Here is a 26480-nt window from a genome sequence, read left to right on the forward strand (position 1 = left end):
ATGAAAAATCTAACATTATCAATCATTGCTGTTATCATGGCATTTGTAACAGTATCATGCAATCAGGCATCCAACAAAAACGAGCAGTCTTCAAGTGATACTGCTGTTGTATCACAAGAACAGTCAGCTTCCCAACCAAAAGAGGATGATACGGTAGCTGCGCCCGTTGTGAGTGAAACTCCGAGCGGTCAGGAAGCAAAAGCAACAGGAAAAGAAGAAGCAAAAAACTTTTCTATTGCGCCCATAGTTACCGATTATCTGTCCTTAAAGAACGCCCTTGTTTCGGACGATGACAAAGCTGCCGCCAGTTCAGGGAAAAAGCTGTTAGCTACCCTGAATAAAGTGGACATGAAAGCCGTTCCTGCCGATAAGCACAAAAAGTACATGGACATAGCGGACGATGCTAAAGAACACGCAGAACATATCGGGGAAAATGTCGGCAACATCCACCACCAGCGGGAACATTTGGCCTCGCTTGGCGAAGATTTGAAAGACCTGATTGATTTGTTCGGTACATCGCAAACATTGTATCAGGACCATTGCCCGATGTTCAATGACGGTAAGGGTGCTGTTTGGTTCAGCGAAAACAAGGAAATCAAAAACCCTTACTACGGTTCTAAAATGCTGACCTGCGGTAAGGTGGAAAAAACAATTAACAGCAAATAAATTTCGGGTTATGGAAAATATGCAAAACAATCACAATGCGGGTCATGCCTCGGAGCATGGCACGCACAATCCAAAACATGCTTCGGGCATGTACAAACGCTTTGCGGTGATGGCTGTCGCCATGTTCGCAGTGATGTATTTTATCATGTACGCCATGATTGACGAGTGGCAGAACCTGATACCCAATATCAATAACCTGTACATGACCCTGCTGATGACCTCGGCAATGCTGCTTATCGAATTAGCGATAATGAAAGTGATGTACCCCAACAGGAAGATGAATTGGGCGATAGCCATCATCTCGGTTGCCGTTGGCATCTTTTCATGGTTTGGTATCAGGGAACAAATCAATGTCGGGGACAAGCAGTTTGCAAAGGGTATGATACCCCATCACGCAGCAGCCATATTGATGTCCGAAAAGGCACACCTGACCGACCCGGAACTGATAGAGCTGCAAAAAAACATACTTAAAACCCAAGCGGAAGAAATTGAACTGATGAAGCGCAAGCTAAAAGAGTTTGAAGAAAGTAAATAATAAAATTTAAAAAACAGTTTCGACATGAGCAAAATAATAATCGGCTTTATTTCCTTATCAGCCCTGCTATTCACCGCTTGCGGACAGGTAGGGTCAAATAAGGATGAAGCGACACAGCATTCGCAGGCAACTCCGGAAAGCCACGGGCATAGTAACCAAATAGGTGAATTGGTTCCATCGGATGAAGTCTGCATGGTCAACGATGCCTATATGGGCAAAAGGCAGTTTGACGTAAAATTTGATGGTAAAACCTATTACGGATGTTGCGAAATGTGTAAGGAACGTATTCCAAAAGATGCGACCGTGCGGATGGCGATAGACCCCTATTCCCATAAGCAGGTAGACAAAGCTAATGCGGTGATTGCTGTGACAGGAAATAACGGTGAAGTTTCTTATTTTGAAAACAAGGAGAATTATGCCAAGTATGTGAAAAAACAGTAGACACAAAAAGATGAAGCCACAATAAAATAATTATGACCATAAAGAAGAAAATCATATTGGGGCTGGCTGTCGTCCTGATTGCCATACAGTTCTTTCAGCCCTTACGGAACCAGGCGGTTGAAGTGCCAGCCACCCATATCGAAAGGGTGTACACCGTACCCCAAAATGTAAAGGCTATCCTTGTTCAGTCCTGTTATGACTGCCATAGCAACAATACCCATTATCCGTGGTACAGCCGTATCCAGCCCGGCGCATGGTACATGGCAGAGCATATAAAAAAGGGGAAAGAGGAACTCAACTTTAGCGAATTTGGCGACTATTCTGTCCGCAGGCAGCGAAACAAGTTCAGGGCTATGGCCGGGCAGGTTAAGGACGGGGAAATGCCGTTGTCATCATACACACTAATTCATCGCAATGCAGTATTGTCACCGGAGGATAAGCAGGTTTTGATAGCGTGGTTTAGCACAATGGAAGACAGCATTAAATAAAATTTTTCAAATCATGAACAGATATAATAAAATACCTATAAGAATTTTGCAAACAGTGCTGATACTGCTTTGCACACAAACATTATTCGCACAGAAAGTAGTGCGTTACGAATTGTATGTAAAAGACACATTGGTAAACTATGCCGGGAAAGAAAAAAGAGCCATTGCCGTAAACGGGCAAATCCCCATGCCCACCCTTACCTTTACCGAGGGCGACACTGCCGAAATAGTGGTGCACAACCAATTGAAAGAAAGCACATCACTTCACTGGCATGGTGTGTTCCTGCCCAATAAAGAAGACGGTGTGCCCTGGCTTACACAAAAACCCATCGCACCGGGCACAACCTACACCTACCGTTTTCCGATTATCCAGCATGGTACGCACTGGTACCATTCCCACTCAGGATTGCAGGAGCAGATTGGCATGTACGGAAGTTTTATCATGAAGAAAAGAAGCGATGATAAGACATTCAGACAAGGAATTGACGATTTGCCGACCGTTCCAATTATATTAAGTGAGTGGACAAATCTTAACCCCGACAACATTAACAGGATGCTGCATAATGCCAACGATTGGGCTGCTATCAAAAAAGAGGCTACACAATCATACGTTGAAGCGATTAAAGAAGGGAAATTTGGAGTGAAAGTAAAGAATGAATGGAAGCGAATGCTGGCAATGGATGTTAGTGATGTTTACTATGATAAAGTCCTAATAAATGGTAGCCATAGCACCGATTTGAAAACAATTGATGGTAAAAAGCTAAAAGCAGGCGACAAAGTAAGATTGCGTGTTTCCAATGGAGGGGCGTCTTCATATTTCTGGCTAAGGTATGCTGGAGGAAAAATTACAGTAGTAGCGAGTGATGGGAATGATGTTGAGCCTGTAGAGGTGGACAGGTTAATCATTGCCGTTTCTGAAACTTACGATATTGTAGTGACTATCCCTCAAGATGGTTTGGCTTACGAGTTCTTAGCAACAACCGAAGACAGGACACAATCTGCGAGTTTATTTATAGGTGATGGGGTCAAACAGCTTATTTCCCCGCTCCCACGATTGAAGTATTTCGAGGGGATGAAGATGATGAACGATATGATGAAAATGAATGGCGATTTGGACGATATGGGCATGAAGATGAGCCTTAACCAAATGGACATGAATGTAGTGATGTATCCCGAAATTACCGGAGATGCAACAAAAAAAGCAGACCACAGTAAGCATGAGGGTATGGACATGGATAACGACGCTAACCGTTACAACGCTAATGCCTTGGGAGACATCAAAACATTAAATTATGCTATGTTGCAATCGCCTTATAACACCTCTCTTCCAAATGATGCGCCTGTAAAAGAGTTGAAATTCACACTTACTGGCAACATGAACCGCTATGTATGGAGCATGGATAATAAAATACTTTCGGAAACTGACAAAATACCTGTAAAAAAAGGAGAAATATTACGGATTACCATCTATAACAATTCCATGATGCGTCATCCCATGCACCTCCACGGATTTGATTTTAGGGTTATTAACGGTAAGGGAGAAAAATCGCCTTTGAAAAATGTATTGGACATTATGCCGATGGAAACGGATACTATAGAGTTTTTAGCAAATGAGGAAGGTGATTGGTTTTTCCATTGCCATATTCTTTATCATATGATGGCAGGAATGAACAGGGTGTTTGAAGTTGGAGATTACAAAAATCCCTATTTACCCGATAAAGCAAAAGCCTATAAAGAACTGCAAAGGGAAAGCAATATGCCTCACTTTATGATTGAAAACGACTTTGCAACGAATGGAAATGACGGTGGAGCGATGTTGCAAAATGCAAGATGGTCATTAGGTACAGAATGGCGTTTAGGCTATAATAGTATGCACGGTTATGAAGTAGAAACCCATTTAGGTAGATACATTGGAAAAATGCAATGGTTCATGCCCTTTGTAGGTTTTGATTACCGCTACCGTAAAATGGGAGAAGATGAACACGAAAAGAACATATTTGGACAAACCAACAAGAAAGACACCCGCAGGGCGTTCAGTTTAGGGTTTATGTATACATTGCCTATGCTGGTCAATTTTCAGGCAGAAGTATATCACGACGGTATTGTGAGATTGCAGTTAATGCGTGAAGATATACCAATTTCAAAAAGACTAAGAGGTGGTTTTATGGTGAATACCGACTTAGAGTATATGGGAGAACTTAGGTATATCATTAATAAGAATATAGGTATACGTACCCACTATGATAGCGATATGGGCTTTGGTGTGGGGCTGGCATTGACTTATTAAAATTAAATAACTAAGGGTTGTAAACTGCATAACCGTAAAAAAATATCGGTAAAAAAAAGGAGGTGATGCAGGTGTAATTCGCAAAGACTAACCTGCATCATACTACAACCCTTTAAAGTATGCAACAAAAATCTATCTATCGTTCCATCATCAATACGGTAGAGGTTGAATTTTTTTAAGCAGTAATTGCATCATAAGCTAATACGAACAGTGTTAGCTTTTCTGTATTAACCAATAATATATTACATCAAAATGAAGCGAATGGATAAATTTTACAATGAAACATATCTTAAATTGGAAACTGCAATCCAGGAACTGGAGATTGAAACCGACTGCCCCATAAAAAGAATTGAAGCCGTTATACACCATATCATACAAAGCCTTGCCGACTTAAAGGACTTTGTACTGAAAAATGACTTTAAGAATATGGAAGAAGAAATCCATTTTTTCAAGTATCAGAAACCTGTTATTGTTTCAAAGCTCATCTACTACAATGCCATCTATAAAATCGAAACAAGAAGACCCTACGGGAACAAGCGTACCAAGAAATATTTTACCAAAGAACTGAAAAAGCTAAAAAGGTTCTTTGAAAACAACCTTGATTTTTACAAGTATTACCGCAGCAATAATTCTTTCGTTGACGAAAAATTCTTTGTGCGTGGCAAGCACGATATAAGGCTGTGGTTAGACACATTTTATTTTGAAGCAGACCATCGTTTTTCTACTTCACACGATTATAAGGTTGCCAAGATTATTGCCAATGACCTGATACAAGTTTATTTGGAAGACAGGCTCAATAACATCAATGTGAAAAGGGGGTCGGACAATTCATTGAAATGGACGGCAAGTAAAACGGCACTGACGGAACTCATATATGCACTGTACTCCCACGGTGTATTTAACAATGGGAATACAGACATAAAATTGATAGCTAAAACTTTTGAAGAAGCCTTTAATATTGAGTTAGGCGATTTTTACCACACGTTTATGGAACTGAAAGCCCGTAAGATAAACCGAACCAAATTCCTTGACAGCCTGTGTGAAGCCCTAATAAAAAAAATGGACGAAAAGGACGAAAAGTAACGACTATTATAATACGCCACGAGGTGAATGAACGCCTTTTGTCCGTATAATGCTTTCCTGCACCTTTGGGGCTTCATTCTGCTTTTCTGCCTGCTCCGAAGCATCTTGTTTGGTTTCCGGCGTAATAGATAGCTGTATCTTTCTTTCTACGGCAGCCAGTTCCGTTTTAAGCTCACTCAATCGACTTTCCTTAGCCCAAGTACCGTTAACCACTTCCTGAAGCATCGGCAGGTCTTTTTGTATTTCAGCGATTTTCTCCTGCTCCTGCTTCACAAAGCCCGGCAGTTTTTCCAAAGCCCTTAAAAAATTCATTGCGGCGGTTTCGGGGTCTTTTGCCATCAGACCGTTATTGTAGGTGTACTTGATATTGCCCTCGCCAGTTATAAAAAATCTATTGACCCTTTCGAGTGTTGAATTATCCTTTGGAAGTTCTGTTTTAACCAATAATTGAAACCCGTAGAGGTTGCCTATTTCACGATAGTCGCCTGCCGTGCGGGCTTTGTTCGCAATCTCGTTCAGTTTTGCGCCTATTTGTTTCGGATTTGCATTGGGCGGCAAGCCATCTAACAGCACAGGGTTTTCGATTGTACCGTCCGAACGCTTTTGCAGGCGTTGCTGTAAGTTTTCCCAGTCGGTACTCATCCGGCTCAAACGGGATTGAGTGCTTTGCAACATTTCCATATAATCCTGTACCTTAAATTTGGCACTGGATTTAGAGCGGTTGAACGCCTGCTTTTCGCTTTCCAGTCCGGCAATCTGTTTTTCCAGTTTGGCTTTATCCAACAGGTCTGTATTTCCTGACAGGATTGCCACATATTCCGAAAAGTTCATTCCCGATTTTTCGTCCATACTTCCCTCGTCAATCGTTCTTTTGGTCAGGTTGTTAGTCTTTAACTGGTCGATGAAAAGCTGCTTATTATACAGCAGGTTGAATTTGTAACTGTCCAACGATTTTTCAACTGCATAGATAATCACAGCAACTTTATTATCGGCAAAGAATTTGGCAATCTCATTGCCTTTTCTGATTGCCCGCCCGTCCCTTTGGGCAAGGTCAGACGGTCGCCACGGTGTATCTAAATGATGAACGGCAACAGCTCTTTTCTGTGCGTTTACGCCAGTTCCGAGCATACTTGTAGAACCGAACAGTACACGGATTTTGCCCTCGTTCATTCCGTTGATAAGTTCCTTACGTTGCTTATCATTTTTCGCTTCCTGAATAAACCTTACTTCGTGCGCAGGTATGCCGTGGTCCTCCACGAGTTTGCGTTTTATTTCGGAGTACACGTTCCATTCGCCGGGCTTGTAGGTTCCCAAATCGGAGAAAACGAACTGCGTTCCTTTCTGTGCGTTGAACTGGTTGTAAAACTTGGCGATATTTACCGCACAATGCGAAGCCTTGTTGTCGGGATGGTCGTCGTATATACCACTTACCATACGCATATCGAGCGACATCTTACGGGCATAGTCCGTCGCAATGAGCATCTTTGCTTTTTCTTCCCTTTGCGATAATGGTTCTCTTCCGAGCAAAGTAGCATCGCCCGTTTTGGCAAAAGCCATCAGGCTTTGGATAAAGGCTTCTTGGTCGGGCGTTGGCGGTATATTGTATAATACCTCGTTCTTGTTGGGTCGGTCAATACCAATATCCTTTGCCGTTCTGTAATCCGTGATTTCAGAATAGAACTGCGCAAGTTCCGGCACTTTGATAAAGTAGCGGAAACGCTCTTTTGCTACAATATTGTTAGCTACCGAAAATTCATAATCGGTCGTTTTCCTTGCATAGATAGCTGCCCACGCATCAAAAGAATGAATGCCCTGTTTTTCCAATGCACGGGGACGCAGATATTTGAACAGTAGGTACAGCTCCGTTAATGAATTGCTGATGGTCGTACCCGAAAGAAAGGTTGCGCCCATATCCGCATTGGTACGCTCCTGAATGGTGCGGATTGCAAAAAGCAGGTTCAGTGCCTTTTGGCTGCCGTCCACGTTACCCAATCCGGCAACCCGTGTATGACGGGTGTTGAACATCAGGTTTTTGAATTGGTGGCTTTCGTCCACAAACAAATGGTCTATGCCCATCATCTTAAAGTCCACAATATCATCTTTGCGGTTTTCAATATCGTGTTGCAGCGTTTTCAGCTTTACTTCAAGATTTTCTTTTCGTTTGATTACCCCGGCGAGCATTCCCCTTGTCACTTCCTTGCCTTGCGATTTCAGGGCATCGAGGTTGCGCTCTACGCTGTCTAATTCTATTTCGAGGATTTCCTTTTGTATTTCGGGCGATTGAGGTATCATTCCGAACTGGTCGTGCGTGAGTATCACACAATCCCAATCGTTGTTTTTAATATCCCCGAAAATCCGCAGGCGTTTTTTAGGCGTAAAATCATCAATACCTGGATAAAGGATTTTTGCGTGTGGATAGGCTTTTCGGTAGTCTTCAGCAATAGCAGGTATATTGGCTTTCAGTCCGATTATCATCGGTTTATGGGCTAATCCCAAACGCTTCATTTCCTGCGCTGCGGTACACATTATCAGCGTTTTTCCTGCGCCTACTTCGTGGTCGCAGATAGCACCGTTGTTCAGTTTTATCATCCAAACCGTGTCCTTTTGGCTTGAATACAGGTCTTCAATGCCTGCACCCTTGCGGTCTAATCCCGGAAATTCCTGATGGCTTCCGTCATAGTTCGGGCGAACGAAACAGTTAAAGGTGTCGTTGTACTGGTCGGTCAGCCTATTTTTAAATTCATCGTTCTGTGCGTGTAGCCAGTCGGTAAAAGCGGTACGGATTTCATCAATCTTGGTGTTCGCCATTTGTATGGCTTCCATATCCCGTACTTTGACCTCTTGGTCGCCAACCATCACTTTTTTGGTTATATCAGGCGTAGTATTGACAAGGGCGTGTTTGAGCAGGGCAATACCGTCAAATGTTCGGCTTTCCGCTTTGACAGCATATTTTTCCCAAATGTGCATATTGCCCCGATGACATTTCACAGAAAAGTCGTCGGAGCTTTCGGAGTAATGAACCAGTACATCCGCATCGAACAGGTGCGAAGCGAAACGGGCATAAATTCCGGTAGGTATCCACCGTTCGCCGAGATTAAAATCCAACTCCTCAAATTCAATCCGTTTTGGTCGGGCTTCCTCTAAAGCGGTAAGGCTTTCTTTGGCTTCGGTATCATCAGGATTGTTTTCAAGATAGGCTCTTACTTCATCGGCTTTCTCAACTACGTTGCCTGCAATCCACCGTTCGGCTATTTCGTATTCCTGTTGTAGCGGATTGTAGAACAACCGCCCGTGTAAGGCTTCTTTCAGGGTATCGGCAGGCAGGCTGCTGATTTCGGACATAAAGTCCAAATCCACGTTGCCGTATTTATTCAGCGAGGCGGCTAATGCCTCTTCGGGATTATCGGTTGCTAACGTGGTCGTAGAGAAACTAACAGGACGGCTGAATATATCCGCTTTATGGATTATGCCGCCAATGATACGCTCCAGATAAGGAATTTCTTTACCTGCGCTGTCTGTCTTTATCAGCTTGGCATTGTCGGCAGCATTGAGATTACCGTATTTTTTGACAAAGCCATCGTACAGGAGGTTCAGGGTTTCCCGTTCTGCCTTGTGTTCGGTCTGCTTTTCAGCTTCTTTTTGGTACAGGTTGATATAACTGTCCCTTACAGCTATGTAGGCTTCGGCTCTTGCTTTCTGTGCCGACGGCAATTGCAATGGATGAAAGATAGCTTTTTTGTCTTCCTTATCCACCTCTTGCAAATAGCCGACCCAACCGTTATCCACCACAAGGCAATCATTCCGATGGAATGATTGCAGTTCGCCACTATACGGGGCAGGTTCAGGAATAGCATTAATATTGATAGCGGTAATGGCTGTCTTATCAGACTGGCCATTTCCGTTTATTTGTGAAAACAGGTCGCTGATAGCTTCCTGTTTTTTACCGTTAACCTGGTCGGTTCCGTTAATATCACCATTGGATTTTAGCGGTGTATAGGGCTGCTGCCTTGCACTGCTGAACAGGTCGGGCTGACGACCTATTGTACCTCTTCTTTTTTTAGTGCTTTGCCTTTTGGCTTGGGTAGTTCTTTTAGGTGGAGCAAGAACCATTACAGGTTCTCCCGCACTTTCAAACAAGTCAAAAATGCTTAGTTGCTTTAATTCCTGCGGGCTTTCCTGACGGACTACCGGAGTAGGTACAGGTTGCGGCTTTTGCTGAATGATTACAGGGTCTATGACCGGAGGTGTAACTTTTGGTTCAATAGGAATTTGTATAACAGGCTCGTCGTTCTGTTCGCCTTTGTATAAACTCAAATTCAGATGCTTTCCAAAATCTTCGGAAAGCATTTGCTTCAAATCTTTGGCAATGCCCTCAACACCGTCTTTATGCGTATAGATTAAGGCAGGTTGCCCGTATGGGTCGGTATCTAATTTTTGGTCGGTATGGATAATTCTTGTACTGTCCTGAAAGAGCGCATTGCCAGGCGTATTGTATTCAGATGGCTTGCTTTGGCAAAACAGATCTTCCCTGTCGGTCAGATTTTCTTTTGCCGTATTTTTTTGCAGGATAATCAGGTCGCTGCCGACTTCCGTACCTGCATATTCGGTAAACAGGTTGTTAGGCAATCTTACAACCGAAACCAAATTATTATCCTGCATCAACGCCCTGCGTATGGGTTCGTTCTTAGGGCTGTTCAGAATGCCCTGTGAAGTGATGTAAGCCAACAAACCGCCCTCACGGAGCATATCAGCACCTTTCAGAAAAAAGTAATTGTGTATGCTTCGGGCAGCTTGTTCCTTTGCGCTGTTTCTACTGCGTGAATAAGAAAGGTCAAATACGGAAGTATCGCCAAAAGGGATATTACTGGCGATTACATCATAGGTGTTTTGTTCCCTTTCGGGGATTTCCTCAAAGCCGTTTATACGGATATTGATTTCGGGGTAAAGCTGCTTTAAAATCTTGCCTGTAAGCAAGTCCTTTTCATAAGCGGTAACACTGGCTTTCTGATTTTCCGAAAAGGATTGGATGAATGAACCGATACCTGCGGAGGGTTCGAGGAATTTATCAATGTGCAGACCATTATCCCGCAAGGCAGATGAAATGGCATCTATAACTTTTGGTGGGGTATAAAAAGCCGTCAGTACGGAACTTTTCATACTATCCACATACTTGCGGTATTGCTTATCGTCTTCGGAATTTTCTTTGAGTAGTTGGTGGAGTTCCTGCGTGAGTGGAAAAAGGTCGTGTTCTGTTTTTCTCCAATGATTGATGTCTATTTCGTTTTCTACGGGGTTCAGAACGAATTTAAGACCGCCAAATCCGCTGTATCGCATCATTAGCAGTCTTTCGCCTACGGTGGCTTGCCGTTTCTCCTTTTCCAGTTTAAAAACAATTCGCAGGGCATCAATATTCTGTTGGAGATGGAACCGCTTACTGAAGCCCATTTTCCTCAATCCATATTGAGATGGTTCCGGTCAGTTCGGTATAGAGTACATCAAACTCATTTCCGTTGGCGAAATCATCGGTTAATTCATATCCTGCGAAAACAGGCTCACAAACGGGGAACATTTTAAGGGCGAACGGTCGCAGCTCCTCGTCTGCCATTATGGCATCAAACTCATTGCATACCACTTTGAAAACCGTGTTGAACTTGGAGAAGTGCAAGCCCTCAAAAAGTATGTAGTTGGCTATTTCGTCGCATTGCTCAACGGCGTTTCCCGAACGGAAAGCACCCTCATAAGCATTGGCAGCCCACGAAGACCGTTGGTCAATAAATTTTTGGTCGTGTGCCTTTTCGGGAAAGCTGCTGTTTAATAATTCTTGCAGTCGTAATCTGAAATACGACAGGTCTTTTTGCTGTACATCCATACTTATTTTGATTAGAATTTTACTTAAATCCTAAAATTATAAGCAGGAGCAAATGCCTTTGATAATGTTGCAGCGTTTGGCTTTGAAAGGCAGGATTTGGCGATTTACAATAGAAAATTGAACTGATTATTTATACAGAATTGGTGCTTGGCTATATGTTTTTTCACAAACTACTTTTGTGGTTTAAATATTTATCGTAATATTGCGATATATTATTACAAATAAGATGGGCGTAACAAAAACAGAAATATTTACAGAACAGCAAAACAGCTTGGCAACCACTTTAAAGGCACTGGCTCATCCTGCCCGTATAGCTATCCTGCAATACATCATCAAGCAGAATGCTTGCATTTGTAATGACTTAGTGGAAGAATTAGGATTGGCGCAGGCTACGATTTCACAACATTTAAAAGAGCTTAAAAACATTGGTATCATCAAAGGCAATATAGAAGGGACAAGTGTGTGCTACTGTATTGATGAAAATGTTTGGCAGCAGATTAAAAAGGAACTCAATGCTTTCTTTATAGATAATGTAGAGGTTGATAAATGCTGTTAAGCATTTTTTTTAAGCACATTAATCGCAATAAAGCAATATAACAATTAAATAAAAAAATAATGAAACTATCAAACATCAAAGAAATCTTACCAGCATTGGATAATGTTGAATTTCAATTAGAGAACGGAACATTTGTACCCGAACACTTTCACGTTACCGAGATAGGTGTTATTACAAAACACTTCATTGATTGTGGCGGAACAATTAGAAACGAAAAAGTTGTCAATTTCCAATTATGGAATGCCAACGATTTTGAACACCGATTAAAGCCAACAAAGCTATTAAACATCATTAAGCTATCCGAAGAAAAGTTGGGTATTGAAGATGCCGAAATAGAAGTAGAATACCAAAGCGAAACGGTTGGTAAATACGATTTGAATTTTAACGGAAACCATTTTGTACTGAAAAACAAGCAAACCGCTTGCCTGGCAAGTGATGCTTGCGGTATTCCTGCCGAAAAGCAAAAGGTAAAATTATCAGAGCTGAATAATGCTTGCTGTACACCAAATTCGGGATGTTGCTAAACACTAAAAACAAAATGCGATGTATCAAAAACTAATCGAAATCATTAACAACAAAATTGATGTACAAAGCATCAGCGAAGAACGTAAAGCCGTATTACAACCGCTGATTGATTTTATACAGCAAAAAGTAAACGACAGGCAGGATATAAATATCAATTTCATCTGTACCCACAATTCCCGAAGAAGCCATTTATCACAGGTTTGGGCACAGGTAGCGTCAGCACATTTTAATATACCAAATGTACATTGTTATTCGGGCGGTACGGAAGAAACGTCACTATTTCCGAAAGTTGCAGAAACATTGACTAATCAGGGGTTTAACATTTTCAAAATCGCAGATACTAATAACCCTGTATATGCCATAAAATACAGCGATAATGCTTTGCCTGTTATCGGCTTTTCAAAAAAGTACGATAGTCCTTTCAACCCAGTATCAGCATTTACAGCCATTATGACCTGTTCACAGGCAGACGGTGGATGTCCATTTATTGCAGGTGCAGAAAAAAGGATACCTATCACATTTGAAGACCCTAAAATTTCAGACAATACACCGGAGCAATCACAGGTATATGCAGAAAGAAGTTTACAGATAGCAACGGAAATGTTTTATGTTTTTTCAAAAGTCAGTCAATAACCAATGCAACCAAAACTAAAATTTCTTGACCGTTACCTTACCTTATGGATATTCCTTGCAATGGCAGCAGGTATAGGTTTAGGGTATTTCTTTCCGGGAATATCAAAAATTACAAATGCTTTATCCGTAGGCACTACAAACGTTCCTTTGGCAATAGGTCTGATACTGATGATGTACCCGCCATTGGCAAAAGTGGATTATTCATTATTGCCCCAAGCATTTAAGGATAAAAAAGTAATCGGCATATCCTTATTGCTCAATTGGGTTATCGGTACAATATTGATGTTCGGATTAGCCGTTTTGTTTTTACGTAATGAACCCGATTATATGACAGGCTTGATATTGATAGGTTTGGCAAGATGTATCGCAATGGTAATCGTATGGAGCGATTTAGCTAAAGCAAACAGAGAATACACAGCTATGTTAGTTGCATTAAACAGCATCTTTCAGATAATTTCTTATAGCTTCTTAGTTTGGTTATTCATTAATGTATTACCAAGCAAATTAGGAGTAGCCAATTTCAATGTAAGCGTATCAATGAAAGACGTAACCGAAAGCGTATTAATATACTTAGGCATTCCTTTCTTAGCAGGTTTTATAAGCCGTTACGCATTGGTAAAGTCAAAAGGAATAGAATGGTATAACAGGAAATTTGTACCTCGAATATCGCCCATTACATTATATGCTTTACTGTTTACAATCGTATTAATGTTCAGTCTGAAAGGCGATAAAATATTAGAACTGCCAATGGATGTAGTAAAAGTAGCCATACCGTTAATCATCTATTTTGTACTAATGTTTTTTGTCAGCTTCTTTATCAATAAATCTTTAAACGTTCCTTACGACAAAAACGCATCCATCGCATTTACAGCCACAGGAAACAATTTTGAATTGGCAATAGCCGTAGCAATAGCGGTTTTCGGTATTCATTCTCCACAGGCATTTGTGGGCGTTATAGGACCGTTGGTAGAAGTACCTGTACTGATACTGTTGGTAAAAGCAAGTTTATGGCTAAAGAAGAAATATTACTAAAGGTTATTTAAGAACGTATTAGAGCATTTTGAAGCATAAAAAAACTAAAAATGAACCTCCGATAATTCGGAGGTTCATTTTTTACGGCTTGTTCAATATTTGAAGCATCCTGCCGACTTCAATATCCATTCTTGAAAAAGCAAACCATTTTTTGCCCAGGTCTTTGAGCGATGCCCCTATATGGTAGAGTTCTGTATGGTCAATAATCAAAAAACGGTCGTGAGCGTCGGAAAACACTTCAATTTCTATCGGAGGATATTGGCTATTGTAGCGTTGTAAGTCTAACCGTAACTGATTGCTGATACTTTTGGTAAGGATTGTAGCGGTTACATTAGTCTTACGCTTACCCAACAAGGTAAGCACCGTATCATCCACATAATTATCAAGCAGGATAACAGAGCTTTTGGCACTACGGATAATATCGGAAACAAAGGCGTAGGCATCAAAAATCTGCCCGTTGTAGAAAATGCCTTTTTCGCTGTGCAGCTTGTCGCTTTCCAAAGCCTTAAAAATCTCTTCAAATTTTTGGTCGGCTTCCAGTTGCTTTAACTCGATATTGTCCAAACGATGAAACAAAGAAGCGTTGCTGATGAGCATACGCCGCATTTCTACAAAGGCTTCCATTATTTCCACACTCATTTTAACGGCTATATCAGAACGAAGTATGGCAGATGCCATTGCAACGCCTTGTTCCGTAAAAGCATAGGGCAAATAACGTCTGCCGCCGTAATTTAAACTTGAGGTTCCAATTTGGAACCTCAAGTTTTCAACTTCCTCTTCGGTCAGTTGAAAGCAGAATGATACAGGAAAACGCTTAATATTTCTTTTAACAGCTTTGTTCAGGTTCTTTGTTTCTACCTGATATAAGGCAGCGAGGTCGCTATCCAACATTACCTGTTTGCCCCGGATAGTATAAATCAGGTTCCTGATTTCTTTGGGTACGATTGACGGTTTATTTTCCATTGCGTTTACTGCTTTTGTTTTTTTCAAACTCAAAGGAACTTTCAGCGTTTTCTTTCAGAATGATGTAAGCATCGAATTTCTTTCCGGCTTTGCTTGTCATTCCTTTGATAAGAGAGGTTTTGCCTTTATTGACAAGGTTTGTTACATTTTCGATACTGATTTGTACACCGCAGACGGTGCGGAACTGTACCCAGTTACAAGCCTCATCAGGGCATTTCACAATCTTGTCACGGATAATAAGCTGCTGACTTTTGCATTTCGGGCAGGTTAGTTTGGGTTGGTTGGTGCTTGCAATAGAGGTTTGTAGCAATTCATCGGTAATAGATTTGGCATAGGTTTCCATTTCCTTTTGGAATGTTCCGGCATCCGCTTCGTTATTTTCTATTTTCTGTAACGCCAATTCCCATTCGGCAGTCATTGCCACGTCTGCAATTTTCCGGTCTTTTACAAGCCCGTACACCTGCAATCCTTTTTCCGTAGGGATTAAAGAACGTTTATCCCGTTGGATATAATTACGGGTAAACAGGGTTTCGATAATGGCGGCTCTTGTTGCAGGAGTACCGATGCCGATATTTTTGAGGGCTTTGCGTTCTTCTTCGTTCTCAATTTCTTTCCCTGCGGTTTCCATAGCCGACAAAAGCCCGGCTTCGGTGTAAAGCACTGGTGGTTTGGTCTGCTTTTCCAAAACTGCGGCTTCCTTTATGGCAAGTTCGTCGCCTTTATGCAGTTCAGGTAATTCCTGCACTGGCTCTTCGCCGTCATCGGTAAAACTTCCTTTTATGGAACGCCAACCCGCTTCCTGAATTTTACAGCCTTTTGCCGTAAAGTCGTAATGCAATACCTGTAATGATACATCGGTTATTTCTTTGACACAGGCTTGCGATATGGCTTCAAGCAAGCGAAGCGCAATCATATTGTAAATCTTGTTTTCGTCTGCATTAAGTACGGACGGCACTTTGTCCGTAATCAACAAACCGTGATGGTCCGTTACACGGAGGTCATTCACGATACGTTTGTTGAACCGTCCCCATTTGATTTTGGTAAGGGCTTGCTTGCAATCCTCACGATTTTGCAATGCCCGCACGAGGTTTGGAATTTCTGCCCACATATCTTCAGGGATGTATTTGCTCCCGGTACGTGGGTACGTGATAAACTTCTTTTCGTACAGGCTTTGCGCAATATTGAGCGTTGCTTCAGCAGATAATTTCAGCCTTTTGTTGGCTTCCTTTTGTAAGCCTGTCAGGTCGAAAAGCAAGGGCGGTTGTTCTGTAACGCTTTTGGTTTCTACTGATGTAAAGGTTGCCGTTGCGCCACGCTGAATAGCTTTAAGGGTATCATCAGCAAGTTGCTTTTCGTCCCATTTGGTTGCGGAAATACTTTTGAAATCAACCTGGGCTTTGTTGTGCGTTAATTGTATCTGCCAGTATTTCTTTACCGTGAAATTCTTATTGTCGAGGTAACGTTTGCATATCAAAGCCAGTGTGGGCGTTTGCACTCTTCCAAGCGAATAGATACCATTGCCTGCGGCAATGCTCAATGCCTGTGTAGCATTGATGCCTACAAGCCAGTCGGCACGGCTTCTGCCTTGCGCTGCCTGATACAGTCCGTCAAATGCTGCCCCGTCTTTTAGGTTGTTGAAGCCTTGCTTTATTGCCTTTTCGGTAAGCGAACTTATCCAAAGGCGTTCAAAAGGTTTGTTGCATTTCAGGTATTCATAAATGTACCTGAAAATGAGTTCGCCCTCACGACCTGCATCGGTAGCAACGATGATGCTGTTGCTTTGCTTAAAAAGCTGCTCAATGACTTTCAGTTGCTTTAATGCGCCAGTATCGGCGGTGTACCCTTTGTCTTTTTTGACCTTGCGGACGGTCAATAAAAACGGGTTGGGCAATATCGGCAGGGATGCTTTATCAAATCCCGAAATGCCGTAATCTTCGGGCATTCCCAGTCCTATTAAATGACCGAATGCCCACGTAACAAAATAGCCGTTACCTGTCAGGTAGCCATCCTTTTTATCGGATGCTCCCACAAGTCCGGCTATTTCCCTTGCTACGCTTGGTTTTTCTGCAATGATTGTTTTCATACTGTATTACATTTTTCTGCCTTTGGATTTTTCAGGCTTGTTATCCTGTTGCTCCTGCTGCTTCTCGTTTTTCGGTCTTTGCTGCCCGGACTTCAAAGGCTCTTGGACGTTCTTGGTCGCTTCGTTGGTTTTACCCTCCGAATTGACGGCAGTTTGTGTTTTATGAGTTTCGGCAGGTTCTACCCGTGCTTTGTACTGACCGGGAAACTCAAAATTGGTCTTTCCGGTATCTTTGTCGAACGTGATATAACCCTTATACGGTTGGTCTTTTTTGTCTTTCAGTTCAACGTATATGGTTTGTCCGGCTTTGAACTTGTTGTACTGCTCATCATCCAGTTCTTTGCCCCTGAAAGTTCTTGGAGCTTCTTGCGGTTGGCTTTGCTGATTGCTTTGTTGGGTATTCTGTTGGTTCGTTTGCGCCTGCTGATTGTTGTTGCTTCTGTCAAACAGGAACTCAACATACCGTTTGTCCGCATTGAATTGTACAGTTGCCGAAAACTCCGTTCCTTTCGAGGAAATCATACCCTCTAAATAGAGCGGTTTGCCCTCCATCAGCGTTTGTTTTTGTTCGTCATTCAGCTTTACGCCCTTAATTTCATCGGGAATTTTTATAAACTCCGTGCGCAGTGCAACCACGTCATTGGTCAGCCTGTCAATACTTATAATGGACGGCATCAGGTCGCCTGTTTTGGAGTTTACCAAATTGACGACACGCCCCATATTACCCGTTTCGAGCAGGTTTTTCTTGTCTTCGTCCGTAAACTTGTGACCGAAAAATTCAAAGTGGAGGTTAGGTTCTCTTTTGATACCGTGTATTGCCACGATAACATTGCCGTCTTCCGCTTGCTGTAAAGACAGGCGGGCATCCGTGCGGAGGATAGAGCCCCCGAGGTTGATACCTATCGGTAAAAGCTCATTGGTTTTATAACCTCGTAACAAAGGGTCGAGCAGGTTCCTTTTTTCAAGATACTCTTTGCTCAATCCGAGGTTTTTCATTGTGTCCCAATCAATCTGCTCCGGCTTGTAGCGATATTCGCTTGTTTCCGTTGTTGTTTGTGCTGTTGCCATATTATTTTGATTTTCTTGTTTTTTATCGGGTTGGGGTTCTGCTTTCACTTCGTGTTCTTTCAGCACTTTTTCGCCCTGTGGAGTGGGCTTATCTACGTGCTTTTGTAATTCCTCTGCTTTTTCAGCAGCAACCGAGGCAGGCACTTTGAAGAAAGTAAAGTTTGTAGGGTTCTTTAACTGGCTGAAAAAATTGGAAAAGAAGTTGGAAAAGAAATCACCGCTTTTATCCACACGCATAAACTGGTTTTGATTTTTCTTCGTGGGGTCAACGGTTTCCATTTTCCCGTTTTCGTCTATACTCTTTACTGCCTGGATTTTCATTTTCTCTTTATCCAGTACGAGTAAGATGTCCGAAAGCTGTTCGGGCATTTCCTGTTTATTAGTTGTTTCTTCGCTCATAATCTGAAAATTTCAAAATTTCACGATCGAATGTAAAGGAAGCCTTCACTGATTTGCTTTATGTGGCACTCAAAGGCAGCGTTTGTCACTTATTGGCATCCAGTTTAGGTAACGGAGGGTTAAAACTTTCCCTGATGAACTGATGCACATCGGATAGCTTGTAATACAGTTTTCCGCTAATGGTATAATAAGGGAGCTTACCTATGGAGCGATACCGTTGCAGGGAACGGTTACTGATTTTCAGCATTTGCAATAAATCCTGATTATCCAGTAACTCTTCGCCGTCTATGCTGTTGCGCTTCTTTTGTAAATCGTCTATGTGGTTGCCAAGAATGTCCAGCCTGTCCATTATGCGTTCCATCCACGCCACAAATTCCATTTTGTCGATATTCATACGGGTACGCTTTTAATGATTACCTGATTTCAGCTTTCTGCCTTTCTCGATATAGCTTTTGCCTTTCGCCATAAGCTGCTCCACATATTCATCGGTCGTCTGCACGGCGTTAGCGTTGAGCATTTCCTTGATAGCACCAATCGTATAGTAATACTGCCCGTACATTTTTGAAAAAGCTATCTGCCCGTTGGTGCGCATACGCCACAACGTTTTTTCGCTGATGTGGAGATACTGGCAGACTTCGTGGTTGTTGAGCCATAAGCTATCGTAGCTTGTATCTTCCAGTTTGAGGATATATTCGCTAATGGCTTTCAACCGTTCGTTGAGGTGCTTCCACACTTCTTCGTCAACTGTTATAATGTTCATTGCACTATTGTTTAATATTCACAGTACAAAATTCAGAAGTGTGGCAGTGTTTGTCTGCCAATGCGTACCCATTGGTTTGGCACTTTTTTCAAATTTTTTGCAATGAGAAAAACCCTTGTTTAATAAGGGTTTTAGCGTGTTTCGGTTATTTTGTAGTAGCCTTTTGCCCATATATGCCAATTGGCATATATGGGCAAAGAAAAAGCAGTACATTTTGTGTACTGCTTTCAAACACCCGTGCTGATGTTGCTAAAGGTCTTTATCCATATACTCTTCGAGGGAAATTTTGAGCTGGTCTAAAAACACCGTTCGGGAGCCTGCCCTTGTTTTCATTCGGTGGAAAGAATGATGTATATCGTTCAAGGGCGTTCGGAAGAGGATTTGGAAAATCAATGCTAATTTCCTGATGCCTATTTTCCCGTATGCAATAGATTTGGAAACATACAGGGCGTAAATCAATTCTATCAGTGCATTTTGCGAGTTCGTCCACGAAATGTCTTTGTTTCCATCACCGTTTATTGAAATGGTATCGGGATTTTTTTCAGGGTTTATTTTGGTAAGCAAGAAAGTATAAAGTAATTCATTGGCTATAATATGGGCAACTTTGTTATCGTAATAAGTAGAAAAGCTAAGGTCAATTTCAAATACACTACTTTTTAGACCATCGTGGTAATTGATTTTTCCGAGCCTGAAATAACTGTGGTCACGGTCAGTTCTGCCTGCACGATAGTACCTGTAAAAATCCTCATTGGATATGCTTTCCTTGTATTCGGATTTCAGAATTTTCAGTTGGTTTTCAAAATAACTTTGGTGTATTCTCCCTGCACTTACGGGGCAGGTAGTTTCAATGCGGAATACCTTATTGTAATAAATAAGTTTTCCTAAAATCTGCGGTTTGATTTTCTTGAAAAAATTGATTTCCTGCCGTTCGTCCTTAAATCCGGTCTGCAAGACTTTCATCTTTATAGTAAACAGCATTTCCTTTAAGAATAAGGTCATTTGGTAAGCCTCATCCGCAGTTTGCATCATTTGAGAAGATAGCATATCTTCCTGACGCTGAATTTCCGATAATATTTTGTTCAACACGATTTCCATAGCTTAGATTTTTAGAGATTAACACCATACGTTTCGGATTTACATTTTTGTTTATTTGTCAAAACTTGGAAATAATATCGGAACCAATATCACAGGTTGCCCCCATATTGGGGAAGATTTATTTTATAACGCCTTATGATGTATATTGGAAAAAGCAGAAAAAAGGGTTAAGTACGCTACGACTTAACCCTTTTTTTTATTAAATTTGCGGTAATGATTTACAAGGTAATCAGATGAAAGCGAGTGCAGTAAGCACCATTACTAAATCGTTACCGATAGCACTTTCGGTTCTTGTAAACTACTCTTTATTAGCCACTTTGGGCTATATTAATCTTTTTCAGAAAAAAATTTAAACCCTGTAAACTGTACCGGCTCTCGGTAGATATAGCTTTGATAAGTGTGTTTCTTAAGCGCGGGAGCGCCCCACCCATCCATGTCGATGACCAATTGCACCTCGGGCTGCAACTTGATCTGCTGATAGTCCCGGATCATCCCCTGCGTAAAGCGGTGTATAACAAGCACTTTCGGCGGCAGTCCGTGTGCACGGGCCAGCTCAGCCAGGTGCCGCACAGCAAAGTTGATATCAGCTGATGTGAAGTGGCCTATGCGCTTTCCGGGAGGCAAATCGTCTTTCATTGAAAACTCCGGATCAATTCCCAGGTGTACATGAGGCATCCGGAGAAATGTATCCAGCCGGGGAACCTCATCAGCCAAGGTACTGAAACCGACCTGAATATCCAAAAACACCAGAGCATCTCGCTTTTCGGCGATACGAAGTACGGAATCGATCTGGCTAAAAGGCATGCGTGACCGATATTTCCCATCCCTGCCCGCGCTACCTTGTGCGGTTACAGCAATATAGTGAAGCGCAGGAATAGCCTCCGTTGCTGGATCAGCTTCATTCCACCGCGCCACTTCGCTGTCGAGTTTACCCAGCATCTCATCCGGCGGAAGCTCGCCCAGAATGCCCATCCTGCTGGAATACAAATTGCCATAAAACGCCACAATGCGTTTGTGGGGCAAGATAGCACCCTGTGAAGGTAAAGGTTGAGCAGCGACGGGCCAACGGCCTGTGGAATCGCCATTGGCTAATTCGTGCAGTACCACATGATAGGCCGCCGAGTCGACGGCCATGTACTTGTACTGCCCTGAAGACGCGGTATCAACGGCGTCAACCGCATAGGCCGACAGGGTGTCTGCGGCATATGCGCTACCACCAACCATAGCCCCGCTGTTGCTGACGGACTGGCACGTCGATAACAGTAGCGCTAAGACCAACGCACTAAAAAGTCTGATTGTCATCTTATCCATTGCCACAAATAAACACAAAACGGCGGCTTGTTTGATACCTTGAGGCAAAATAATCCGAAAGCGCACCCATGGCGAGATGACGGTCATTACAGAAACCGAACTTTTGTACTAAACATGCTCAACAAATTGTATCTTGGGCAAGTTTAAAACCGTTAAGTATACGTTGGACGAAAGGCGTCAATGGGGTATTTATGAGCAGAGCATGCAGCAGTGTTATGATAATGAAGGCATGGCTGGCAGTGATGGGAGTGGTCATTTCCCTATCCATCGCGTTGGCTCAAACAACCGTCAACGGAACAGTAACCGATGAATCGACAGGAGCCCCTATCACCGGGGTCACAATATCGCTGGTCAACTCTCCTACGGGCACTTCAACTGACAGTACGGGTCGCTACAGGCTGCAACTTAACACGCCGGCAACAGCTATCCGATTCAGCGCGCTGGGGTATAAGACCATTGTCAAACAACTCATTCCAGGAGTATCGCAAACCATCGATGCCGCGCTGGAAGAAGATGCGCAGCATCTCGATGAAGTAGTAGTAAGCGGCAAAGGGCGCTACCGTAATCGCAATAATCCAGCTGTTGATCTCATTCGACAAGTAATTGCGCATAAGCGCGTAAATCGCCTGTCGCGATTTGACTATGTATCCTTTGATGCGTACGAAAAAATCATGATGGCGGTAAGCGATCTACCGAAGTCGATTACCAATAATGCGCTTACCCGGGGATACCGGTTTGCTTTTGAAAATGTAGACACCACATTGGTCCCCGGTCGTTCCCTACTACCCATATACCTTGAGGAAAGCTTATCACAGCGTTATGAACGATTGCACCCACAAGCTACAAAAACCATTGTAACCGCTCATAAAAAGACCGAACTCGACCAACGATATGTCAACAACCAAAATATTGAGACCTACTTCAAATTTATCCATACCGATATTGATATTTACGAAAATAATATCCTAATCCTGAACAAGCCGTTTCTTGGCCCTACGGCGGATGCCGCGCCATTGTTCTATAAATTCTTCATTACCGACACGATCTCCAACGCCGAAGGCCAGTTTGTGGAACTCACGTTCGTACCTCGCAACAAGGAGGACCGCCTATTTTCAGGCAAATTGCAAGTAACGCTCGACGGTAACTTTGGAATACGCCGCGCTGACATCTGGATAGATCATCACGCCAACCTCAACTGGGTAAACCAAATTGAAATATCCTTACGCTTTAATCGCCACCACAATGGCATTTACCTGTTGGCTTATAGCGATGTGCAAATAAATTTCGGGTTGTTTGAAGGTAAGCGCGGTGCGTTCGGCCAACGCACACTGGCTTATGATAATTATGATACAGAAACGACTATTCCCCCAAGCACCTTTAGTGGCCAGCAATGGGTAAAAGCCGGTGATGCGGAGCACAAGACGGAAAGCGAATGGCAGAACATGCGCCCAATTCAATTGACGGAGGTGGAGGGCAAGACATACGCCAACATCGATAGCCTTCAACATAACAAGGCTTTCCGCAAGACATTGAAAGTGGGATATCTCCTCTCCCAGAGCTTTCTCTATGCGGGGCCGATAGAGTTTGGGCCATTGGAATATTCATACAGCCACAACGACCTTGAAGGCAGCCGGGTGAGGTTGAGTGGCCGAACGACCAGGCAATTTTCCGAGAAACTGTATGGCGAGGCCTACACGGCTTACGGATTTCGCGACAACCGAATAAAGGTGTTTGGAGCCGTTGCTCAGACACTTAATGGCCGTCGCGTAGGCGAATATCCGGCTCACTACCTGCAGGCGACATATCACCAGGATGCGCGAGAACCCGGCCAGTTGCTCGGATTCCGCAACGGCGATAGCTTCACCCGCTCCTTTCGCAGCGGTGAACAGCGCAACTGGTTGTATCATCACGCCTTCCGGTTCAACCACGTTATCGAATTTGGCAACCATGTGATGCTGCAAACGTTCATTGCTACACAACGGCAGTCCCCCGCCGCACAGCTGCATTTCGTCACCGCAGGCGCTTCTGCCGATACCCTTAATGCACTGCGGACATCAGAACTCGGCGTTGATCTACGCTGGGCTCCGAATGAAGAGTTTTTCCAACGCAATTTGGAACGCACGCCGATAGTTAACGAATATCCAGTGTTCAATCTACGGTATAATATGGGATTGAGGGGCATTTTCGGCGGCGAATATCCTTACCATGCGCTACGATTGAATGTCTTCAAACGGGTGTTCCTTTCCCAGTTGGGCCTCGCCGATATAAACGTAGGCACCGGATATATTTTCGGAACGGTACCTTATCCACTGCTGGACATCCCCAATGCCAACCAGACCTACGTATTGACGCCGGATGCCTATAGCCTGATGAACAACCTCGAATTCGTAAGCGACCAATACATCAAACTGAACATCGAACACCGCCTGCATGGATTCATCCTCAACAAAATCCCATTGCTGAAAAAGACAAAAATGCGGGAGTTAGCAGGGTTTAAGCTCCTATATGGCAACGTGCGACCGGAAAATCACCCGCAAAACAACCCCGATGTCTTCTTACTACCGACAGATGGCCAGGGTCGCGCCACAACCTTTGTACTGACGAGGAAACCCTATATGGAAGCCAGCGTCGGTCTGGAAAACATCTTAAACATACTTCGGCTAGAATATGTCCGGAGATTGTCGTATCTTGACCATCCCGATATCGATAAAGGCGGGGTACGCTTCAGTGTGAAAGTAGATTTTTAGTTTACGTCAAACGTCTAACTGCAAAGGCTATGAAATACCAAAACTTATTGGTCCACGACGAAAGCCAGATACGGCATATCGTCATCAATCGAGTTGAGAAATTGAATGCATTGAATAAACCAACGCTTGCAGCGTTACATGAAGCAGTTAAGGATGCGTTGGCTGAGCCCAACGTGCGGGGAATCATTCTTACCGGAGCCGGCGAAAAGGCCTTCGTGGCTGGAGCAGACATTGTGGAATTCGCAACTTTCAATGCGGTGCAGGGGCGCGAGTTGGCTCAGGAGGGGCAAACAAACGTATTTGACATCATACACCATGCCAGTAAACCCATCGTAGCCGCCATCAACGGCTACGCGTTAGGCGGCGGCCTTGAACTGGCGTTGGCTTGCCACATTCGCCTCGCAACCACTTACGCCAAGCTGGGATTGCCTGAAGTTTCGCTGGGCTTGATTCCTGGCTACGGCGGTACGCAACGTCTTACCCAGTTGGTAGGGCGGGGAAAAGCCATGGAAATCATCCTTACCGGAGATATGATATCCGCTGATGAAGCATTGCGGGCGGGTCTGGTCAATTATGTGGTCGAACCTGCCGACCTACTTCCCAAGGCCACCCATATGCTTCAGCGCATTGCCTCGCGCTCGCCGAATGCGATTGCCGCGGCCATCCGGGCCGTTAATGCCGGTCTCGCACAACACGGGTTCGAAACGGAGATCAAGGAATTCGGCAAGTGCTTTGATACGCCGGACTTCAAGGAAGGGGTGTCTGCGTTTTTGGAGAAGCGAAAACCAAACTTCTAATAGGGCGTTATTTGGGTATTGTTATCAATTTGATGTATGTCCTATACTGTATTCAATCAGAAAGAGCGGAATACCGTTATCCTCGTACTTCTAATCGTATTGGGGGCAATTATCCTATACGCCGTAAGGGATATCTTTGGGGCACTACTCGGCACCATGGTCATGTACACGATATTCAGGCCACTTAACAGGTGGCTGGTGGAGCGGCTGAAATGGCGTCGGCCGCTCGCCGCGTTGATCATCATCGTTATTTCTTTTCTCATTATTGTATTGCCTTTTATGGGGATTGGCGCCATGCTAACCAATAAGATAGTTAGCTTGGTCAAAAACCCTGAATGGATTGAAAATATCGCAAACACCATCAATGAGTTTGCTGGCGACAAATTAGGCAAACCGGATCTGCTCCAGGAGCAACTGGAGCGAAGCGCTTCCTACTTGGGGAGCCTTGTTACTTCGCTGCTCACTGGTGCTGCAGGCCTTTTCCTGGACATCGCCGTGATGTATTTCCTGTTGTATTTTATCTTTGTCAATTTCAGGAGTTTCGAACGGGGGCTCCTTCGTTATTCGCCCTTCAACGTTGAAAATGCGGTCCGATTTGGCCACGAACTACGCAACATTACATACTCCAATGTATTGGGCCAGACCCTTATTGCACTGGTGCAAGGAAGCTGCCTCACCCTTGGTTTTTGGATATTCGGTTTTGATGATGCACTTTTCTGGGGGGTAATATGCGCCATTCTCTCGTTTGTCCCCCTACTCGGACCACCACTTATCTTCGTGCCTGCCGCCATCATTGCCTTCACCCAAGGCAACAACGTAAGCGCAATTGGGTTGCTAGTGTATGGATTTGTTATTGTCATCAACATCGACAACCTTTTGCGTCTGTTGATAGCCAAGAAAGTAGGCGATATCCATCCCATTATTACCGTGGTTGGCGTCATTATCGGCTTGCCGCTATTTGGTGTAATGGGTTTGGTATATGGTCCACTTCTCCTGTCGTATTTCCTCATTACTGTGCGTATTTATGAGGCGAGTAAGAAAGAAATCGCCTTAGGTAAAGAAATTGTCGTGAAAGACCCGCGGCCTCCACGTAGCTAAATTTTTTTAATTGCTCGGGCAACCCTATCTTTGGTGCTATATCC

The 26480-nt window shown here is 43.4% G+C and carries 22 protein-coding genes; 13 read left to right on the forward strand and 9 right to left on the reverse strand.

The features are described 5' to 3' along the window. The 6 genes from JHJ32_RS20780 to JHJ32_RS20805 all read left to right on the forward strand — a co-directional run bounded on the left by JHJ32_RS20780 (position 1) and on the right by JHJ32_RS20805 (position 5500). The gene (locus tag JHJ32_RS20780) at positions 1-666 is read left to right on the forward strand and encodes a DUF3347 domain-containing protein (RefSeq protein ID WP_002993266.1); all 666 of its coding nucleotides are present in this window, start codon (positions 1-3) and stop codon (positions 664-666) included. Positions 667-676: 10 nt separating this feature from the next. Next, complete coding sequence (locus JHJ32_RS20785; RefSeq protein WP_084018986.1) at positions 677-1201, forward strand: DUF305 domain-containing protein; 525 nt, start codon at positions 677-679, stop codon at positions 1199-1201. A gap of 24 nt (positions 1202-1225) precedes the next feature. Further along, positions 1226-1642 (forward strand): hypothetical protein, encoded by a 417-nt coding sequence (locus JHJ32_RS20790; RefSeq protein ID WP_078797523.1) that lies wholly within the window; start codon positions 1226-1228, stop codon positions 1640-1642. 32 nt (positions 1643-1674) lie between these two features. Further along, entirely contained in the window at positions 1675-2130 is a 456-nt protein-coding gene (locus tag JHJ32_RS20795) for a heme-binding domain-containing protein (RefSeq protein ID WP_072885944.1), read from the forward strand. 13 nt (positions 2131-2143) lie between these two features. After that, entirely contained in the window at positions 2144-4417 is a 2274-nt protein-coding gene (locus JHJ32_RS20800) for a multicopper oxidase family protein (RefSeq protein WP_091098863.1), read from the forward strand. Between the two features lie 261 nt (positions 4418-4678). Next, a complete protein-coding gene (locus JHJ32_RS20805) occupies positions 4679-5500 on the forward strand; it encodes an RteC domain-containing protein (protein WP_091098934.1) in 822 nt (273 codons plus the stop codon). 6 nt (positions 5501-5506) lie between these two features. Here the strand turns inward: JHJ32_RS20805 and JHJ32_RS20810 are convergent, their stop codons facing one another. Together JHJ32_RS20810 and JHJ32_RS20815 are read right to left on the reverse strand one after the other, a co-directional pair. After that, a complete protein-coding gene (locus JHJ32_RS20810) occupies positions 5507-10945 on the reverse strand; it encodes an N-6 DNA methylase (protein ID WP_200122299.1) in 5439 nt (1812 codons plus the stop codon). Beyond that, positions 10932-11369 (reverse strand): DUF1896 domain-containing protein, encoded by a 438-nt coding sequence (locus JHJ32_RS20815; RefSeq protein WP_091098871.1) that lies wholly within the window; start codon positions 11367-11369, stop codon positions 10932-10934. Before JHJ32_RS20815 ends, JHJ32_RS20810 begins: the two co-directional genes overlap by 14 nt. A 226-nt stretch (positions 11370-11595) precedes the next feature. On the opposite strand from JHJ32_RS20815, the gene JHJ32_RS20820 reads away from it, so the two are divergent. From JHJ32_RS20820 to arsB, 4 genes are read left to right on the forward strand one after another with little or no spacing between them, the layout of a single operon-like run. After that, complete coding sequence (locus JHJ32_RS20820; RefSeq protein ID WP_047094742.1) at positions 11596-11925, forward strand: helix-turn-helix transcriptional regulator; 330 nt, start codon at positions 11596-11598, stop codon at positions 11923-11925. A gap of 59 nt (positions 11926-11984) precedes the next feature. Then, positions 11985-12449 carry a DUF6428 family protein gene (locus JHJ32_RS20825; protein WP_003002385.1) on the forward strand — a complete coding sequence of 155 codons (465 nt, stop codon included), beginning with the start codon at positions 11985-11987 and terminating at the stop codon, positions 12447-12449. Positions 12450-12468: 19 nt separating this feature from the next. After that, on the forward strand, positions 12469-13083 hold the full coding sequence (locus JHJ32_RS20830) for a protein-tyrosine-phosphatase (RefSeq protein WP_072885949.1): 615 nt from the start codon (positions 12469-12471) through the stop codon (positions 13081-13083). Positions 13084-13086: 3 nt separating this feature from the next. Then, positions 13087-14115, forward strand: a complete 1029-nt coding sequence (gene arsB / locus JHJ32_RS20835) for an ACR3 family arsenite efflux transporter (RefSeq protein ID WP_091098876.1) — start codon at positions 13087-13089, stop codon at positions 14113-14115. Between the two features lie 81 nt (positions 14116-14196). Here arsB and JHJ32_RS20840 read toward each other — a convergent pair whose 3' ends face one another. From JHJ32_RS20840 to JHJ32_RS20870, 7 genes are all read right to left on the reverse strand, one after another. Further along, positions 14197-15078 carry an ORF6N domain-containing protein gene (locus JHJ32_RS20840; protein ID WP_091098879.1) on the reverse strand — a complete coding sequence of 294 codons (882 nt, stop codon included), beginning with the start codon at positions 15076-15078 and terminating at the stop codon, positions 14197-14199. Further along, positions 15068-17161: a type IA DNA topoisomerase gene (locus JHJ32_RS20845; protein ID WP_013632654.1), complete on the reverse strand. Its 2094-nt coding sequence runs from the start codon at positions 17159-17161 to the stop codon at positions 15068-15070. Before JHJ32_RS20845 ends, JHJ32_RS20840 begins: the two co-directional genes overlap by 11 nt. Positions 17162-17167: 6 nt before the next feature. Beyond that, positions 17168-18628: a DUF3945 domain-containing protein gene (locus tag JHJ32_RS20850; protein ID WP_013632655.1), complete on the reverse strand. Its 1461-nt coding sequence runs from the start codon at positions 18626-18628 to the stop codon at positions 17168-17170. 85 nt (positions 18629-18713) lie between these two features. Further along, positions 18714-19022 carry a helix-turn-helix domain-containing protein gene (locus tag JHJ32_RS20855; protein ID WP_002978404.1) on the reverse strand — a complete coding sequence of 103 codons (309 nt, stop codon included), beginning with the start codon at positions 19020-19022 and terminating at the stop codon, positions 18714-18716. A gap of 12 nt (positions 19023-19034) precedes the next feature. Continuing rightward, the gene (locus tag JHJ32_RS20860; protein ID WP_013632656.1) at positions 19035-19388 is read right to left on the reverse strand and encodes a helix-turn-helix domain-containing protein; all 354 of its coding nucleotides are present in this window, start codon (positions 19386-19388) and stop codon (positions 19035-19037) included. Positions 19389-19637: 249 nt separating this feature from the next. Then, positions 19638-20483 carry an RteC domain-containing protein gene (locus tag JHJ32_RS20865; protein WP_072885954.1) on the reverse strand — a complete coding sequence of 282 codons (846 nt, stop codon included), beginning with the start codon at positions 20481-20483 and terminating at the stop codon, positions 19638-19640. A 327-nt stretch (positions 20484-20810) separates the two neighbouring features. Beyond that, on the reverse strand, positions 20811-21794 hold the full coding sequence (locus JHJ32_RS20870; protein WP_200122301.1) for a hypothetical protein: 984 nt from the start codon (positions 21792-21794) through the stop codon (positions 20811-20813). A gap of 191 nt (positions 21795-21985) precedes the next feature. Between JHJ32_RS20870 and JHJ32_RS20875 the strand changes: the two genes are divergently transcribed. From JHJ32_RS20875 to JHJ32_RS20885, 3 genes are read left to right on the forward strand one after another with little or no spacing between them, the layout of a single operon-like run. Beyond that, positions 21986-24541 carry a DUF5686 and carboxypeptidase-like regulatory domain-containing protein gene (locus tag JHJ32_RS20875; RefSeq protein WP_200122303.1) on the forward strand — a complete coding sequence of 852 codons (2556 nt, stop codon included), beginning with the start codon at positions 21986-21988 and terminating at the stop codon, positions 24539-24541. 29 nt (positions 24542-24570) lie between these two features. After that, positions 24571-25338 (forward strand): enoyl-CoA hydratase/isomerase family protein, encoded by a 768-nt coding sequence (locus JHJ32_RS20880; RefSeq protein ID WP_200122305.1) that lies wholly within the window; start codon positions 24571-24573, stop codon positions 25336-25338. A 36-nt stretch (positions 25339-25374) separates the two neighbouring features. Then, positions 25375-26436, forward strand: a complete 1062-nt coding sequence (locus JHJ32_RS20885; RefSeq protein WP_079718513.1) for an AI-2E family transporter — start codon at positions 25375-25377, stop codon at positions 26434-26436. Positions 26437-26480 lie beyond the last annotated feature (44 nt).

The sequence above is a fragment of the Parapedobacter sp. ISTM3 genome (assembly GCF_016533505.1).
Taxonomy (GTDB): Bacteria; Bacteroidota; Bacteroidia; order Sphingobacteriales; family Sphingobacteriaceae; genus Parapedobacter; species Parapedobacter luteus.

Bases quoted from the DNA above. Each gene is read 5' to 3' on its own strand.
- JHJ32_RS20830 (WP_072885949.1), top strand. From the start codon at position 12,469: ATGTATCAAAAACTAATCGAAATCATTAACAACAAAATTGATGTACAA.
- JHJ32_RS20840 (WP_091098879.1), bottom strand. From the start codon at position 15,078: ATGGAAAATAAACCGTCAATCGTACCCAAAGAAATCAGGAACCTGATT.
- JHJ32_RS20855 (WP_002978404.1), bottom strand. From the start codon at position 19,022: ATGAATATCGACAAAATGGAATTTGTGGCGTGGATGGAACGCATAATG.
- JHJ32_RS20845 (WP_013632654.1), bottom strand. From the start codon at position 17,161: ATGAAAACAATCATTGCAGAAAAACCAAGCGTAGCAAGGGAAATAGCC.
- JHJ32_RS20860 (WP_013632656.1), bottom strand. From the start codon at position 19,388: ATGAACATTATAACAGTTGACGAAGAAGTGTGGAAGCACCTCAACGAA.
- JHJ32_RS20880 (WP_200122305.1), top strand. From the start codon at position 24,571: ATGAAATACCAAAACTTATTGGTCCACGACGAAAGCCAGATACGGCAT.
- JHJ32_RS20780 (WP_002993266.1), top strand. From the start codon at position 1: ATGAAAAATCTAACATTATCAATCATTGCTGTTATCATGGCATTTGTA.
- JHJ32_RS20850 (WP_013632655.1), bottom strand. From the start codon at position 18,628: ATGAGCGAAGAAACAACTAATAAACAGGAAATGCCCGAACAGCTTTCG.
- JHJ32_RS20820 (WP_047094742.1), top strand. From the start codon at position 11,596: ATGGGCGTAACAAAAACAGAAATATTTACAGAACAGCAAAACAGCTTG.
- JHJ32_RS20815 (WP_091098871.1), bottom strand. From the start codon at position 11,369: ATGGATGTACAGCAAAAAGACCTGTCGTATTTCAGATTACGACTGCAA.
- JHJ32_RS20800 (WP_091098863.1), top strand. From the start codon at position 2,144: ATGAACAGATATAATAAAATACCTATAAGAATTTTGCAAACAGTGCTG.
- JHJ32_RS20810 (WP_200122299.1), bottom strand. From the start codon at position 10,945: ATGGGCTTCAGTAAGCGGTTCCATCTCCAACAGAATATTGATGCCCTG.
- JHJ32_RS20825 (WP_003002385.1), top strand. From the start codon at position 11,985: ATGAAACTATCAAACATCAAAGAAATCTTACCAGCATTGGATAATGTT.
- JHJ32_RS20865 (WP_072885954.1), bottom strand. From the start codon at position 20,483: ATGGAAATCGTGTTGAACAAAATATTATCGGAAATTCAGCGTCAGGAA.
- JHJ32_RS20805 (WP_091098934.1), top strand. From the start codon at position 4,679: ATGGATAAATTTTACAATGAAACATATCTTAAATTGGAAACTGCAATC.
- JHJ32_RS20885 (WP_079718513.1), top strand. From the start codon at position 25,375: ATGTCCTATACTGTATTCAATCAGAAAGAGCGGAATACCGTTATCCTC.
- JHJ32_RS20790 (WP_078797523.1), top strand. From the start codon at position 1,226: ATGAGCAAAATAATAATCGGCTTTATTTCCTTATCAGCCCTGCTATTC.
- arsB (WP_091098876.1), top strand. From the start codon at position 13,087: ATGCAACCAAAACTAAAATTTCTTGACCGTTACCTTACCTTATGGATA.
- JHJ32_RS20795 (WP_072885944.1), top strand. From the start codon at position 1,675: ATGACCATAAAGAAGAAAATCATATTGGGGCTGGCTGTCGTCCTGATT.
- JHJ32_RS20875 (WP_200122303.1), top strand. From the start codon at position 21,986: ATGAGCAGAGCATGCAGCAGTGTTATGATAATGAAGGCATGGCTGGCA.
- JHJ32_RS20870 (WP_200122301.1), bottom strand. From the start codon at position 21,794: ATGGATAAGATGACAATCAGACTTTTTAGTGCGTTGGTCTTAGCGCTA.
- JHJ32_RS20785 (WP_084018986.1), top strand. From the start codon at position 677: ATGGAAAATATGCAAAACAATCACAATGCGGGTCATGCCTCGGAGCAT.